General features: G+C 36.9%; 14 protein-coding genes and 1 riboswitch. All 14 genes read right to left on the bottom strand.

Annotated elements, in window-relative coordinates; all coding sequences use genetic code 11:
• Positions 1-102 precede the first annotated feature (102 nt).
• Positions 103-459 carry a hypothetical protein gene (locus tag RYK16_RS00265; RefSeq protein ID WP_314850091.1) on the bottom strand — a complete coding sequence of 119 codons (357 nt, stop codon included), beginning with the start codon at positions 457-459 and terminating at the stop codon, positions 103-105.
• A gap of 67 nt (positions 460-526) precedes the next feature.
• Entirely contained in the window at positions 527-1294 is a 768-nt protein-coding gene (locus tag RYK16_RS00260) for a tyrosine-protein phosphatase (RefSeq protein ID WP_314850090.1), read from the bottom strand.
• Complete coding sequence (gene pflA, locus RYK16_RS00255) at positions 1291-2019, bottom strand: pyruvate formate-lyase-activating protein (RefSeq protein WP_314850089.1); 729 nt, start codon at positions 2017-2019, stop codon at positions 1291-1293. The genes RYK16_RS00260 and pflA overlap by 4 nt, the downstream gene beginning before the upstream one ends.
• Positions 2020-2111: 92 nt before the next feature.
• Positions 2112-4364 (bottom strand): formate C-acetyltransferase, encoded by a 2253-nt coding sequence (pflB, locus tag RYK16_RS00250; RefSeq protein WP_314850088.1) that lies wholly within the window; start codon positions 4362-4364, stop codon positions 2112-2114.
• Between the two features lie 288 nt (positions 4365-4652).
• Positions 4653-6401: an ABC transporter ATP-binding protein gene (locus RYK16_RS00245; RefSeq protein WP_314850087.1), complete on the bottom strand. Its 1749-nt coding sequence runs from the start codon at positions 6399-6401 to the stop codon at positions 4653-4655.
• Complete coding sequence (locus tag RYK16_RS00240) at positions 6398-8200, bottom strand: ABC transporter ATP-binding protein (RefSeq protein WP_314850086.1); 1803 nt, start codon at positions 8198-8200, stop codon at positions 6398-6400. The genes RYK16_RS00245 and RYK16_RS00240 overlap by 4 nt, the downstream gene beginning before the upstream one ends.
• Positions 8201-8782, bottom strand: a complete 582-nt coding sequence (locus tag RYK16_RS00235; RefSeq protein WP_314850085.1) for an MptD family putative ECF transporter S component — start codon at positions 8780-8782, stop codon at positions 8201-8203.
• Between the two features lie 34 nt (positions 8783-8816).
• A complete protein-coding gene (locus RYK16_RS00230) occupies positions 8817-9398 on the bottom strand; it encodes an MptD family putative ECF transporter S component (RefSeq protein ID WP_314850084.1) in 582 nt (193 codons plus the stop codon).
• Entirely contained in the window at positions 9395-10810 is a 1416-nt protein-coding gene (locus tag RYK16_RS00225) for an ABC transporter ATP-binding protein (protein ID WP_314850083.1), read from the bottom strand. The genes RYK16_RS00230 and RYK16_RS00225 overlap by 4 nt, the downstream gene beginning before the upstream one ends.
• Complete coding sequence (locus RYK16_RS00220; protein ID WP_314850082.1) at positions 10792-11475, bottom strand: energy-coupling factor transporter transmembrane component T; 684 nt, start codon at positions 11473-11475, stop codon at positions 10792-10794. The genes RYK16_RS00225 and RYK16_RS00220 overlap by 19 nt, the downstream gene beginning before the upstream one ends.
• 112 nt (positions 11476-11587) lie before the next feature.
• Entirely contained in the window at positions 11588-12556 is a 969-nt protein-coding gene (locus RYK16_RS00215; RefSeq protein WP_314850081.1) for a Gfo/Idh/MocA family oxidoreductase, read from the bottom strand.
• Between the two features lie 14 nt (positions 12557-12570).
• Positions 12571-13401 (bottom strand): HAD family hydrolase, encoded by an 831-nt coding sequence (locus tag RYK16_RS00210; protein ID WP_314850080.1) that lies wholly within the window; start codon positions 13399-13401, stop codon positions 12571-12573.
• Between the two features lie 54 nt (positions 13402-13455).
• On the bottom strand, positions 13456-14157 hold the full coding sequence (locus tag RYK16_RS00205) for an energy-coupled thiamine transporter ThiT (protein WP_314850079.1): 702 nt from the start codon (positions 14155-14157) through the stop codon (positions 13456-13458).
• 32 nt (positions 14158-14189) lie between these two features.
• Positions 14190-14278, bottom strand: a riboswitch (TPP riboswitch).
• Positions 14279-14679: 401 nt separating this feature from the next.
• Positions 14680-15903: a histidine phosphatase family protein gene (locus RYK16_RS00200; RefSeq protein ID WP_314850078.1), complete on the bottom strand. Its 1224-nt coding sequence runs from the start codon at positions 15901-15903 to the stop codon at positions 14680-14682.
• Positions 15904-16026: the final 123 nt, after the last annotated feature.

The following is a 16026-nucleotide window of genomic DNA, read 5'->3' as shown; positions in this document are numbered from 1 at the left end:
GCTAAAAAATTATAAAAATTTTTTCTTTTTATAGTATATATACATAAAAAGCCTTTATTTAAAGGCTTTTTATTATTAGCATAGATATAGTATGATTGCTAATTAGTTGCCATATTTATAGAGAATAAATGACTCATCATCCGATTTTAGATGTATCTCTTTACCCTCTATCGTGTAATAATAGATCTTCTTTTCATCATTCATTGTCATCTCAAGTTGATTACCATGATTCTTCCAACGAAAAGCAACTTTCGTCAGATCATCATAATAAACACCTGAATAATCAGGATTAAACTGAATTGTAACGTCATCTTCATAGTCCGGAAACCACACTCCTACAAAGTCATACTTTCTTGTCTCTTGATAAAAGAAATTCAAAAAGAAAATCAATATAATGATTGGTATTACATTTTTTAAAATCTTTGCGATAAACGCCTTTTGTTTATTTGATATCTCCATTGTATTTCTCCACATGTAATCATATACCTTTCAGAGAATAATACAAAACGACAGATATTTCTGTCGTTTATTCTGTATATAAATCTCTTAGTTTTTGTAATACATTCTTATCAAGATTAAATTCTGTTTCAAAGTACTCATCATAGCTAGCGTACTTCTCTTTGATACGTTTTAGTGAATAAGCCGCATTGGTATATGTTACTCCCTCATACGCCAACAACATACCCGCAAGCTCTCCATCTATTTTTGTAAGAGGAAAATCCTTCTTAAAACGATCGATATATTCCTTGCGATATTCATTTGTTAACATGTAGTCATATATCGCTGTTTCTTCATCAACACCAAGTGCTAAAAGAATTAAGATAGCTGCTATTCCTGTACGATCTTTTCCAGCAGAACAATGGAATAAGATTGGTACATTACCTACTACGATATCCTCAAACATTTTCTTGTATGCATAACAGAATGGTAAGTTACCATATACCTTATGTGTGAATTCATCGTTATTTTCTTTAGAATATACATTTTCTGCGATAAGTGCAGCTGGTGAGAAGTTTACTTCTGTTCCATCCGCATGTATTGCGGCTGATAAATGAATATATTCGGCACCTAATAACTCAGGATCTGGTGCATGTTCAGCTTCTTCCTTTGAACGTAAATCATAAATCTTCTTAATATGCAAAGAATTCAAGATTTCAAGTTCTGCTTGATCAAAGTCCATTAAGCGACTGCTACGAAAGAAATACCCTTTCTTAACATGTTTACCATTTTTGGTTTTGTATCCACCTAGATCACGTAAGTTTCTTTTCTTTTCAATGCCGAGAATATCACTCATTTCTTCACCCCCAAAATCCTTTCTGCAGTTTCAATCTGTTCTTTTGTAGGTTGTGGCGTATCCATTAGAGGATAACTGATTCCCATCTTCTCGTATTTCGAGATACCTAATACATGATATGGTAACACTTCTACTCTCTCAACGGAATCAAGTGTGTCGATAAATTCTCTTAACTTCTGTAAGTCCTCTTCATTCGCAGTAATTCCAGGAACCAAAACATGTCGAATCCACATCGGAATATGATGATCAGAAAGATACTTTGCACATGTCAAGATATTTTCATTTGATACACCGGTTAGATAACGATGTACTTTATCATCAATCTCTTTTAAGTCAAAGAGAACTAAGTCCGTTACTTTCATGAGCCTTTCAAACTTAGAGAAGAATGGCTCTTCATATGTAAATGGATTGCCTGCTGTATCTAGGGTACAGTGGATACCGTGTTTATGGGCTAGCTCAAATAATTCAATCATGAAGTCCATCTGTAAGAGAGCCTCTCCTCCAGATACGGTGATTCCACCACCATTCACCCAATAGTTTTTATAACGTAGTGCCTTTTGTAATACTTCCTCAGCGGTATAAAGTTCTCCTCCGGCCATTTCCCAAGTATCTGGATTATGGCAATATTTACAACGCATATTACAACCTTTTAAAAATATAATAAATCGTACTCCAGGTCCATCAACTGCCCCGAAGGTTTCAAATGAATGTATGCGTCCCTTCATATTCTCACTCCTTTATATCATTCTTTTAAAAATGACTCTGTAGATAACAGAGTCATTTTACCAAACTATAGTCTTGTTTTACACAAGAACGATTACATATGATCGTGGAATGTTCTTGCGATAACGTCTAACTGTTGTTCTCTTGTTAGAGAGATAAACTTAACTGCATATCCGGAAACACGGATTGTGAAGTTAGCGTATTCTGGCTTCTCTGGATGTTCCATCGCATCAACGAGTTTCTCCTTACCGAAGACGTTAACGTTGAGGTGGTGAGCACCTTGGTCAAAGTAACCATCTAATACGTTTACAAGGTTGTTAGATCTTTCTACATCACTATGACCTAATGCATTAGGATCCATTGTCTGTGTATTAGAAATACCATCTAATGCCCAGTGATATGGAAGCTTTGTTAGTGAGTTCAGTGATGCAAGTAATCCATTCTGTTCTGCACCATAAGATGGGTTAGCACCTGGAGCTAGTGGTGTCCAAGCACGACGGCCATCTGGCATATTACCTGTGTACTTACCGTAAACAACGTTTGATGTAATTGTCAAAATTGAAGTTGTAGCTTCTGAGTTACGGTATGTGTGGTGCTTCTTAATCATTGTGATGAATGTCTTTAATAACCATACACCAATTTCATCTGCACGGTCATCATCATTACCATACTTAGGGAAGTCTCCTTCAGTTACGTAATCAACAACCAATCCATTTTCATCACGAACTGTCTTAACCTTTGCATACTTGATTGCGGATAGTGAGTCAATAACATGGCTGAATCCGGCAATACCTGTAGCGAATGTTCTTCTAACATCTGTATCAATTAAAGCCATTTCAGCTGCTTCATAGTAATACTTGTCATGCATGTATTGGATGAGGTTTAAGATATTTACATATAAACCTGCTAACCAATCTAACATCTGAACATATCTCTCTTCTACTTCAGCGTAGTCTAAGTATTCAGAAGTAATTGGACGGTATGCTGGTCCAACTTGCTTAAAGCTCTTTTCATCTACACCACCATTGATAGCGTATAGAAGTGCCTTTGCAAGGTTTGCACGCGCACCGAAGAACTGCATTTCCTTACCTGTCTGTGTAGCAGATACGCAGCAGCAGATGCTGTAATCATCTCCCCATTCAGGGCGCATTACATCGTCATTTTCATACTGAATAGAACTTGTTGTGACAGAAATCTTAGCCGCATACTTACGGAAGTTTTCTGGCAAACGGGATGAGTACAATACTGTTAAGTTAGGTTCTGGTGAAGGACCCATATTTTCTAATGTATGTAAGAAACGGAAGTCATTCTTTGTAACCATGGAGCGACCATCCATACCCATACCTGCAACTTCTAGTGTTGCCCATACTGGGTCACCAGAGAATAATTCATTATATGCAGGAATACGAGCAAACTTAACCATGCGGAACTTCATAACGATATGGTCAATTAATTCCTGTGCTTCGCTTTCTGTTAATGTACCTGCCTCTAAGTCTCTTTCGATATAGATATCTAAGAATGTAGAGATACGTCCTACAGACATCGCAGCACCATTCTGTGTCTTAATAGCTGCTAGGTAACCGAAGTATAACCACTGAACTGCTTCCTTAGCGTTGGATGCTGGACCGGAAATATCATATCCGTATACAGCTGCCATCTTCTTCATGCCTTCTAATGCACGAATTTGTTCAGATAGTTCTTCTCTTTGACGGATGATATCATCCACCATTGTACCGTCGCCACAGTTTAACTTATCTTCTTCTTTCCATGCGATCAATTGGTCAATACCATATAAAGCTACACGACGGTAGTCACCAACGATACGTCCACGTCCATAAGTATCTGGTAAACCAGTAATAACGTGACTGCTTCTAGCAATCTTCATCTCTGGTGTATATGCATCAAATACTGCTTGGTTGTGTGTCTTGTGATACTCTGTAAAAATCTTATGTAATTCTGGATTTGGTGTATAGCCATAAGTAGATAAAGCTTCTTCTGCCATACGGATACCACCATAAGGCATAAACGCTCTCTTTAAAGGCTTATCAGTCTGAAGACCTACAACCTTTTCCAAATCCTTTAAGGATTCATCAATATAGCCTGGGCCATACGCAGTTAAGCCTGATACTACATCAGCCTCTTCGTCTAGAACGCCACCCTTAGCACGTTCAGCCTTCTGCAATTCCTGTAATTTTCCCCAAAGCTTGTTAGTCGCATCTGTCGCGTCAGCCAAGAAACTCTCATCACCATCATATGGTTTGTAGTTTGCTTGGATGAAGTCGCGAACATTGCATTCTTCCTTCCAGTTTCTTCCCTGGAAGCCTTGCCATTTTTCATTATTTAGCATTGTCTTCTCCTCCGTCTACCTAACGTTTTTCATTGTAAATGAAAGCGATTTATTCGTCCAATGATATTATCAGATTATTTTTTGCTTGTGAAATTCACACAGTTTTATTTAGAATTCCAACAATGTTAGTTAACAAATCAGATAACATGCAAGCATCATAGAACACTATCATTTTTTAGTTAGTTTTAGTTAACTAACTGAATTATACGCTCATGTATTTCTCCTTGCAAGAACTAAGTTAATAAATTAACAAATGGTAGATTTGATATCTACCATTCATGCATATATCTAATTCTCAATACGCCAACCTTTTGCGTCTTTGCGAGATTTGATGAAGCTAGCATAGATTCCACCATTTTGAATCAGGTCCTCATGTTTTCCTTCTTCTTGTAGAGAACCATCATCAATGACGAGTATATGATCCACATTTTCTACTGTACTAATACGATGTGCAATTGAAATCACTGTCTTTCCTTTACATAGTGCATCAATCGCAGCCAGAATTTCTGCCTCATTTTCTGGGTCTACACTCGACGTAGCTTCATCTAGCAGGATGATAGGTGCATCCTTTAACAATGCACGAGCGATACTGATGCGTTGTTTTTCACCACCACTGAGGTTGGCACCACCTTCACCAATGATAGTTTCATAACCCTGTGGAAGTTTTGATATAAACTCTGCACAACGTGCTTTTTTACATACGTCATAGATTTCTTGATCGCTCGCTTCTGGTTTTGCGAAGCGTATATTATTCATAATCGTATCGTTGAATAAATATACATCCTGGAATACGACAGACATCTGTTTAAACAATGTCTCTACTGTATACTCACGAATATCCTTCCCTGCTAGATATATCGCTCCTTTATCTACATCCCAGAAACGAGATAGTAGATTGACAATTGTCGTCTTACCGCATCCACTAGGTCCTACAATAGCGACCTTTTCATTTTGTTTGATTTCAAAACTAAGGTCTTTGATGACAGGTGTATCTTTGCGATATCCAAACCAGACATGGTCAAAGCGAATATCCAAAGGTCCGTTAATTGTAGTTTGCGTACCTTCCTCTAATTGAGGGATTTGGAATACATCATCCAAGTACTTTTGTTGACCTGGAATCTTTGCATATAAGAAGGCTGTATCACTTAATGGAGCTAAGCCTAAGAAGATTAAGTAAGATCCAACCAACATAGTCATACAATTCGCAAAGTTAATCTGTTCATGCATGTATAGATGAACTGTAAGAATGATTAAGATAACACTTGCGGCATTCACAATAAAACTATAAATCTTAGCACGCCATGAAAACTCTACTTCACAACGGATATCCACTTTCTTTTTTTCTGCATAAAGGTTTTTTGCCTTTTCTTGAATCATGTTCTTAACAGGATTATCTTCGTTAATTGGGTATGTTCTTAAAACTGACATACCACGAATCATATCAATTACCGCAAAATTCATCTCTTGTTCAACTTTATGTTGTAGCGGAACATTTCTCATTGCGATTTTGTAAAGTTTGCCTAAGGTAAATGCTAGTATCACTAACACCGGAATCATAAATAATCCTAATGATACATTCATTTTAAACATCGCAATGGTTAATAAGATAGAAATTCCAAATCCAGCAATCACGCCAGTGACTAACATCATGGTAAAGTTTTCAAGTGCGTTTATTGATGTCGTCATAGCGCCTTGAATATTTCCTAGTTTTGCGTCATCGAAATATCCTAACGGAGCTTTCTTTAATTCATCTCCCACCTGCAAGCGAAAATTTCTAAACATGACATAACCTTCCGCTGAAACAAGAATATCCTCCAAGTAACGGAATACAAAGTGGAATAAGATTCCACCAACCATAATCATCAGGCAATTCCATATCACCGTAGCTGTTAGTGCATGTATGTTCAAGAACGCAATATACAACGCACCAAAGATGAACATGAAACTAAAATTCTTGAAGAACGCAAAGAATAAGCCAAAGATAAATTTCACTTTATCTTTTCCAACTAATTCAAATAATCTACGAAAGTAGTTCATTCGGCCACCTCCTTGCCACTATAGCTCTTCCATAACTTCTGATATACAGAAGAATTCTGTATTAACTCTTTGTGTGTGCCAATGCTATTAATCGTACCGTGGTCTAATACCATAATTTGGTCTGCACCAACAATTGTATTCAGTCGATGAGCCACAACAATCAATGTCTTATCTTTCATCAAGCGACTTAATGCCTCTTGAATCTTCGCTTCATTTTCAACATCCGCATATGCAGTAGCTTCATCTAGTATGATGCACTGCGCATCCGCTAGCATCGCTCTTGCAAGCGTAATGCGTTGTCTTTCACCACCCGAAAGGAACTTACCACAATCACCCGCATTTGAATTTAAGCCTTCTGGCAATCTTTCAATTAGTTCTAAACAATTAGCAGCTTTTAAAGCATTCAGAATCTCTTCATCTGTTGCGTCTGCTTTTGCGATCTTTAGATTCTCACGAATGCTTGTATCGAACAAGAAGGTATCTTGTGCAACATAGGCAACATGTTTCATCAGTTGTGCTGTTGGTATATTTTTGACATCTTGATTACCAAAGGAAATGATTCCATCATCTACATCAAAGAATCCAGCCATTAACTTGGCAATTGTAGACTTTCCACTTCCACTTTCTCCAACAATCGCAAATACAGAATTTGGTTTTACTTCAAAGTTGATATCATGTAATACTTCAATGCCCTTTTCGTATGAGAATGATACATTTTCAAATCGATAACATTGATCTGATAGTGTTACTTCCTGATTAGGTCTTACAAGCTCAGGCATCGTAAGCACTTTACGAATCATGCGGAACCCCGTTTCAATTGAGGAGTAGATTTCCATACTCATCATGATTTGGAATGCATTTGGAATAATCGATAATGGTAGGATCAAACCCAACATTAACTGCCACATATTGATGATTTGTTGTGAGTACAAATATAAACCAACTGGCAATGTCCCAAGAATTGGCGAATTTACAAATGCAAATAATATAGCCATCGCAATCCAGCTTTGTTTCCACCAATCTAATGTTGAGGAGAAGTAGTAATTAACAGAATCTGTAAACTTTTGATAACTACGTCTACTCTGTCCAAATGTCTTAATGACATGAATTCCATTTACATATTCAACGATTCTAGCATTTAAATCTTGATTGGAATTGAGCCAAGTATACATACGCTCATCACTGTTATGATACATGATGATAAATCCCAAAATAATAAATGGAACACTCACAAAACATGCTAGACCTAAACGATAATCTACCACAAATAATAGGATGGTTGCTAGAATTGGGTGTAACAAACGAGAAGGTAACTCTGGCATAACATGTGCAATCCAATCCTCCAAAGAGCCAACTCGATCAACAATTAATGCTTTATAATATCCTATCGGTGTTGATGTAACATACCCAAGTGGAACACGTTCTAACTTCTCACTTAATTTTTCACGAATACTTCTAAGAATCTCAAACGAAATTCGATGACTCTTCATACTGGATAAACATGTTAGTGTGCACTGTAGCGCAAGAGCCAGCAGTGTTAATCCCCCATATAAGTAAATCTTTTGTAAATCTATATGATTTGTAATCACCGCGGTTGCGACATATGCCGCAAAGAAATAAGATGTAAACTTTAAACTTTCACCAAAACATGCAAGCATAATCGACAATCTCATCTTGCCTTTTAACTCTGGAGCAAAGGAGAACAACCATTTATTGACTAAGCTTGGACTAATGGCATCCTTTTTCTTCGTTTCTATCGACCGCTTAACATCTTCTTTAATTTTCTCTTCAATCTCCATTTAGTTCTCCTTCAGGTGTCCCTTTAATATTGAATAGCCAATGTATACACCAATGACAGATAAAATGAACGTAATAACTGTTCCAAGAAGTCCCATTACACCTTGTGTTGCTTTTATCATCTCCAACATTTGTTCTGGCTTTTGACCTCTTGCAATCCATTCATTCATATACTGTTCCGCAAAGAAACATGCAGGAATGATACCACCCAATGCATTTCCTACATGGATAAGACCTGACGCAATCGCAACCTTTAGTACACTTGGCTTATTTGATGTAGATGCGATAACATCCGCTAAAACAGCTCCTATCATGGATGTAATAAACCAAGGTAGATAACCAGCTCCCATCAGTGCGAATACACCCATAATAATGAGTTCCATCAGTGTAAACTGCCACATCTTGCCAATCTTACGACTGATAAAGATTAGGATTGCACCAGATAATAGTCCACAAACACCTGGACTAATCGCATGTCCAAATGGTCCCATGAGCGAAATTATCGTCATTGCCACAAAATACACAATGATGTATAACGCTGTAAGTAAAGCAAGTAATACAAAATCCTTCATTTTCAAACGCATTGTTTATCCCTCTTTTCTATAAAAACATTTTCAATTACTTCTCTTTTAAATGTCCCTTTAATATTGCATAGCCGATGTATACGCCAATCACGGATAGTACGAAGGTAATGATTGTCGCAAGGATTCCCATTGTACCCTGTGCTGCTTTTACCATTGCTAGCATTTGTTCAGGTTTTTGCCCTCTTGCAATCCACTCATTCATATATTGTTCCGCAAAGAAACATGCAGGAATAATACCTCCTAAAGCATTACCGACATGTAGAACACCTGACGCAATCGCAACCTTTAATACACTAGGCTTTTCTGACGTAGATGCGATAACATCAGCTAATACCACACCAATCATAGATGTAATAAACCATGGTAAGTATCCTGAACCCATCAGTGCGAATACAGCCATCACAATCAGTTCCATGATGGTAAACTGCCACATTTTACCAATCTTGCGTGTTATAAACACAAGGATGGCACCAGATAGTAATCCACATATGCCTGGACTAATGGAATCTCCAAAAGGTCCTATTAGTGATATCAACATCGCTCCCACAAAATACACAATTACATATAAGGCTGTTAGTAACGCCAGTAATACAAAATCCTTCATCTTCAAATTCATTTTTCATCCCTCATTTCCATAAAAATTTGATTGAATTCAGATAGATGTTCCGCATCAAGTGGAATATCTTTCTCTATTGTTTTATTTTTTAAATACACAACACGATCACTGATATGACGAATAAACTCATAATCATGTGATATAACAATGACACACGCCTTCTTTTTTAATTCTTGAATTTCTTTTGCGACTCTACGCATGGATGAAAGGTCTAATCCACTGGTAGGTTCATCGAAAATGATAACTTTACGATTGCTTAAGATCCCTAGTGCGACCTGTATCCGTTGTTTCTGTCCACCACTCAAAGAGAATGGATGTGTATCAGCATACTTTGTCAGTTGCAGATAATCCATTACATCCCTAATATCTTTGTGATTTATTTTATGATCAGCGATTTCAAGCTCTGCTTGTACAGATGTACCAAATAATTGATAATCTGCATCTTGCATAATATAGAAAGGCATCTCACCGATTGTTTTTCCATGCGTGCATGGGATACTCTTACAAAGTAGTCTTGCAAGTGTTGTCTTACCAACTCCGTTTGTGCCAATGATTGCAGTAACTTCATTGGTAAAGAAATCGAGTGATATGCCTTGCAAGATATCCTTGTATGAAATATCCTCTAGTGAAAGAACTTTCTCTTTCATTTCACTAGATGTCTGAAATGGAATATCCATCGCAAATAAATCAAAGCTTCGTGTATCATAGTTTGAATCTTTAAATGCCTGTTCACTATCAAAGATTTGCATCTTACCATTATCAAATAGAAAGACACGGCTGATTAGTCCACTTAAATAATAGAAACGGTGATCCGCTATTAAGACGGTATAACCTTCTTGCTTCAATTTCTCAACCAACCCTCTAAATACATAGGTATTGCGATAATCTAGATTGGCAGAAGGTTCATCTAACAAGATGATTTTTTGTCCCAACATCATTGCGGAGGCTATCGCTACCATTTGGCGCTCTCCTCCGGATAATTGAAAAATGTCACGATTCAATAACTTTTGAATTTTTAGCAATGTAGTAACTTGTTGAAGCTGTGCTTCCATCACATCTTTCTTATACCCATAATTCTCCATGCTGAATACAAGTTCTGAGGTTGTATTCGTTGTAAAGAACTGGCTGCGTGGATTTTGAAATACAGAACTAATATGGCGACTTATCTCTGCCATACTCATATCCTTTGTACTTTGATGATTGAGTAAGATTTCTCCTTGTAGTTTTCCTTCTACGACACGAGGAATCAGCCCATTGAGACATTTCAGGAATGTAGATTTACCACTACCACTATTACCAGTCACCAAAATGATTTCACCTGGCTGTAGCGCAAAATGAACATCTTGAATCCCTTCCGAACTATCTTGATATTGGAAGGAAATGTTCTTACCCTCTACGACATACGAATCCATAACATCTCTCCCACTAATCCTAAACAAATCGCAATTGTAACGAGTGCATCCTTCATCCCAAAGCGAATATTATAATATGACGTTCTTCTCGCTGTACAATCAATCCCCTTGCATAGTCCTGCAGATGTTAGTTCATCTGCCAAAATCAAACAACGAAATAACTGTGGTACCACAAAATATCCAAAACTCTTTATGATATTTTTTATTTCAAAACGAATTCCACGTAATCTCATCGATTCATTGATGTAACGCAACTCTCTAAAAAATGTAGGAATATATCGTAGCGTTATACTTAACGCTATAATGAACGCTCTTGGTACATGGATGCTCTGTAAGGCAGAAATCACTTCAGACGGTTGGTAATCGTACATCAAGATAAGAGCCACAATATATGTTGGCATCAATCGAACAATCATCATAAATAACATTGAGACAAACTGAACTACCTCAACATTACTCAACATCAAAAGCTGTTGTCCGATATAGAATAAAATTGTAATGAAAATAACCTTACATAGTCTTTTATATTTCTTCATGTAAAGCAAAAATAAACTACTGACAATAAAGAAATATAAAGGAATCCATTTATCATGCACAAACATCAAGATACATGGAATCAATATATTGTAGAAAATTAAAACAAGCGGATTAATCCGATATCTCACATTTTCCTCTTTCTAAAGTTAGTTTAAGTTAACTAACTGAATTATACGCCCATGTATTTCTTCTTGCAATAAGTGCGTTAATAAATTAACAAAGGGTTAGATACGAATATATCTAACCCTTTGAAATTGATTGTAATGCTTGTTCTAAAACAGCTACCGTCATGATGGATTTATCTAACCACGCATTCATCTGTTCTCTATTTTTTGTGGCTATAATTTCCTGCATATATAGGAATTCATTCTTCATTGGATCTTCCTCTACAACAATATCAATCTCTTCTGTAAGATTTGCAAGACGATTATGAAGTTTTCCACATCGAACATAACCCGGTCTTTCTGGATACATGATTGTACCCTCTTCACCTTGGATGATTACAAATGGATCAGATGTAGAATCCTTTGCGGCTGTACATACAGCTTGGAAGTTAGGATATTCCATCATTAAGATGCCTGATGTATCTACTCCATTCTCTGCTAGATTTGGATAATACTGCACATTCTTTGGCATGCCAAATAAACCAACCACAAAGTGAATGTTATACACATTCAAATCCATAAGTGCTCCACCAGCATGTGCTTTATCGAAGGTTGGTGTAACGATACCTTTTCTAAATTCATCATAGCGACTGGAATACTTACTAAAGTTTGCTTGTATCAGTTTAATATTTCCAATCTTTGGCAGTTCATCTTTTAGATGTTCATAGTTTTTACTATATCTAGATAGGATTGCCTCAAATAACATGCATTCATGTTTAACTGCTAGTGCTTGTAGTTCTTTGGCTTCTGCTACAGTTACAGTAAATGGCTTTTCCACAATAACATGCTTTCCCACCAGAATTGCGTCCTTTGCGTATTGATAATGTAATACATTGGTTAAACCGATGTAGACTGTATCAAATGATTGATCCATTAAAAATGCTTGATAATCTGTGTGCTGATGAAGAATCTGATACTTTTCTACAATTGGTTTTCCCTTTAATTCATTGCGACACCATAGTGCCGTAACTGCAATCTCACCTCTTTGCATCGCTTCAATTGCGATAGGAACGATCATTCCATTTCCAACGATACCGACCTTCATAGATTTTTTCTCCTTTAGTCGATTAATCCAAAGTGTTTGAATGCATGATAAATACCATCATCGAGAATATCTTTCGTGACATAGTCAGCGATAGCCTTCACACTCTCTGCACCATTTCCCATCGCAATAGATACACCGCAATAGGATAACATCGGAATATCATTTCCACTATCACCAATGCCTATCGCATCACTACGATCTGCGTGATAATATTCCAATACCTTTTGAATACCTGTTGCCTTATTGATATCTTTGTTTGTTATCTCCGCACCATAGAATTTCTTGATTGGGTCTTCGATAACATGTGTAAGAATGTAGTGATCATGTAGAATTTCTTCTAACTGTTTAAACTCATGTCCATCTTCACTGTATACACAGATTTTGTATATCTCATCATCTTCGTGCGCCGCCTCTTCTGGATAGATACAATTTGCCATCGCATTTTGCACTTTCTCCTCATGGCTTGCATCTGGTGATGAGAAGTACTTCAATTGGAAATCATATCCTAGTTGATTACCATAGGCTCCTGCATTACCTTCTAAGCCATATCCAAGGCCCATGCCATTAATTGTGTCTTTTAGGTGTTGGAGTTCTTCTTTTGAAATTGGATGATCATAGATACATTTACGGTCGGCATATACCTTCGCACCCGCCGCAAGGATATAACCATCAATATCATAATCTAGATATGTCACAATCTCTGCTAGGCTTCTTCCTGTGCACAGGAATACCTTATGACCATTTTGTCTAGCTTTGTGGATTGCACATAAAGCACTTTCTGGTGTTTCGTTAGTTGCTGGACTATATAAAGTGCCATCAATATCTAGAAATATGTATTTTGTCATACCAAATCCTCCGCTTCTATTATAGCCAAAAAAAGATTGGCATGTGCCAATCTCTTACATTCCTTGGATATTTGCTTTTTTAATTCGATTCATTAATACTGGAACGATTAATAAGCAGATAATCATTGTTACTAAGTTGTACCACAAGTTATAACTTAACGAGAATGTCCACGCTGGTAAACTTCCTGCCGCAGTACCTTCTGCCCAGAAATAGGCACCAGAGATAACTGTAGAGAAATACTTAATTACCATTACAATTACAATACCAAAGTGACCCTTTGTGCTTGTTAAGAATAGACCTAATGCAATAACTAATCCAGCTAGTACGATACCACCTACTAAAGCCATTAAATTCATGCCATAAGAATAATACACGGCAGCACAAGCAGATAAACCAATAAGAGATACTACAGTTAATACCACTGGTTTGCTTGCATGTTCAAACGGTTTAAACAATGAAACCATTCCAACAATACTGATTGGTAGTACGTAGTCTAATACAATCTGCATTGGTTGAACAAAGTACATTGGGAAACCTAATGCAATTGTTAGTAAGAATGAAGCGAGTCCACATAGTGCTCCATGCTTCCAACCAAGATGATACGATGCAATCATAAGCGGAATTAATTCAAGTTCAATTGAACCACCGTTAGGCATCTGTAGGAAAGGTATCATATTTCCTACCATTTTTAGCGTTACATATAACGCCATGTAGATTGCCATAAATGCAATCTTTTTAATCTGATCGTTTTTCATAAAAAAATACACCTCCATTTTGAAGGCGCAAGGAATTAAAGAACTGAACTCCCTACGCTAGCTTTACCTAGATCAGGTGATAAGGGTTTTTCTCAGCATGCATGCACCCCTGTTCACGCAATTAATCATATCACTTTTTATAACGAAAGAAAAAGAATATTGCTTGGATGCCCCGTCCTTACAATATTCTTCATTATTTCGCATATTCCAGTGTAATTTGAGGAGGACACGGATATGCATGGATTTTTTCCGGACATTATGTCAATTAGATTTTTCACAAGTCTGCCCATGACTTGTAAATAAAGGGTTCCGGAACACGCAGGTACTGATGTATAAAGGAGTGTGTGATGGAAAGAGTGAGACATCAGTTAGCCTGTGCTAACTGTATGTTAGCAAACGCTAACCCTTCTGTCAACAAAGATTATCATTTTTTATCAAAAATTATTTCAAATCATTTTATATCTTCTAAAGACGTTACAAAAAGACAACATATGTTACGCCATATATTGTCTTATGTATTTATTAGTCGCTCATCTTTTGAATGAGTTCAAACTGATTACTTGTCATTCTAAAGTGTGCGATTCCACAGTTTGGAACTGGATGAATACCTAACTCGGAGGCTTCTTGGAAGATATCCTCTTTCTTTAATCCAAATAAGGCTTCTAGACAGACAAGATAGAAGTCTCCGTGAGAAACCAGTAATACTTTATCTTGATCTTGATGTGTATCATAGATTTCTTGGAACATTGAATACATACGCTTTGTAACATCGCTATATTCCTCACCACCTACGTCACCATAATGCGTATCCATAAAACGTTTACTACTAGGGTCTGCCTCTTTGAATGTTAGACCCTCAAGATCACCATAACTTACCTCACAGATCTTTTTTGTATAAACAATATTTCCTGGGTGATACCGAGAGACAATTTCTGCAGTATCACGCGCTCTTTCAGACGTCGAAACATAAATGGTAGAGAAATGTATATCCTTTAACTTCTCAGCTGCCTCTTGTGCTTCTTGAATACCTCTTTCAGTTAAAGGACTATCACACCTACCTTGAATACGTTCCTGTACATTGAATCTTGTTTCACCATGGCGCATCAAGTAAATATCAATTGTCTTTGGATGATAGATTTGACGATACTCATTTACATCGATTGGCTCTTGGTCTAAGAAGAACTCTCCATCCTTATAATGGAATATCAACATACCAGTATTAGGCATGAGCCAACGATTCTGTTCTTTACAGCGATTTACATACTCATCTAAATTCATACCGAATAAAATCTCTAGTATACGCACTGCGTAAGCACCATGACTGACTAGAAGAATGGTATCACCATCACTAGATTCCTCAACAATACTCTGCATTGTGGTACGAACACGATTTGCGAATCCCTCACTTGTTTCACCACCTTTTGATGACCAATCATCAAAGAAAGGAGAATCTAAAACTTCTTCCTTACGGGCACCATCTAGCGAACCAAAAGAGAACTCCTTTAAACCCTTGGTAAGAATTAAGGGAATATCGTGATACTTACAGATTTCTTTCGCAGTATCCCAAGCTCTTTCAGAGGTTGAACAATATGCACGATTAAATGGCACATTTCTAAGTGCAGACGCAACATTTTCTGCCTGTTGAATACCCTCTTCTAGCAGTGGACTATCACACCAGCCCTGCATACGACCTTTGCGATTAAATAAGGTTTTTCCGTGTCTAACAAAATAAAATTTCAATTCCATGTATTTTGTACCCCAATTCTTTGTATTTTTCTTTTATTTTTCACAAATAGTGTTGGTATAAATCTCTATGAAGACTATAATATTTTAGTCGTTATGATAGTATCATATACGTATATACTACAT

Origin of the sequence: uncultured Solobacterium sp., assembly GCF_963550625.1 — a bacterium.
Lineage (GTDB): Bacteria > Bacillota_I > Bacilli_A > Erysipelotrichales > Erysipelotrichaceae > Bulleidia.
Note: the sequence above shows the minus strand (reverse complement) of the source record. Positions and strands in the feature narration are given on the sequence as shown.

Excerpts from the sequence above, each read along its gene's own strand:
- RYK16_RS00265 (WP_314850091.1), bottom strand. The coding sequence starts at position 459 with ATGGAGATATCAAATAAACAAAAGGCGTTTATCGCAAAGATTTTAAAA.
- RYK16_RS00260 (WP_314850090.1), bottom strand. The coding sequence starts at position 1,294 with ATGAGTGATATTCTCGGCATTGAAAAGAAAAGAAACTTACGTGATCTA.
- pflA (WP_314850089.1), bottom strand. The coding sequence starts at position 2,019 with ATGAAGGGACGCATACATTCATTTGAAACCTTCGGGGCAGTTGATGGA.
- pflB (WP_314850088.1), bottom strand. The coding sequence starts at position 4,364 with ATGCTAAATAATGAAAAATGGCAAGGCTTCCAGGGAAGAAACTGGAAG.
- RYK16_RS00245 (WP_314850087.1), bottom strand. The coding sequence starts at position 6,401 with ATGAACTACTTTCGTAGATTATTTGAATTAGTTGGAAAAGATAAAGTG.
- RYK16_RS00240 (WP_314850086.1), bottom strand. The coding sequence starts at position 8,200 with ATGGAGATTGAAGAGAAAATTAAAGAAGATGTTAAGCGGTCGATAGAA.
- RYK16_RS00235 (WP_314850085.1), bottom strand. The coding sequence starts at position 8,782 with ATGCGTTTGAAAATGAAGGATTTTGTATTACTTGCTTTACTTACAGCG.
- RYK16_RS00230 (WP_314850084.1), bottom strand. The coding sequence starts at position 9,398 with ATGAATTTGAAGATGAAGGATTTTGTATTACTGGCGTTACTAACAGCC.
- RYK16_RS00225 (WP_314850083.1), bottom strand. The coding sequence starts at position 10,810 with ATGGATTCGTATGTCGTAGAGGGTAAGAACATTTCCTTCCAATATCAA.
- RYK16_RS00215 (WP_314850081.1), bottom strand. The coding sequence starts at position 12,556 with ATGAAGGTCGGTATCGTTGGAAATGGAATGATCGTTCCTATCGCAATT.
- RYK16_RS00210 (WP_314850080.1), bottom strand. The coding sequence starts at position 13,401 with ATGACAAAATACATATTTCTAGATATTGATGGCACTTTATATAGTCCA.
- RYK16_RS00205 (WP_314850079.1), bottom strand. The coding sequence starts at position 14,157 with ATGAAAAACGATCAGATTAAAAAGATTGCATTTATGGCAATCTACATG.
- RYK16_RS00200 (WP_314850078.1), bottom strand. The coding sequence starts at position 15,903 with ATGGAATTGAAATTTTATTTTGTTAGACACGGAAAAACCTTATTTAAT.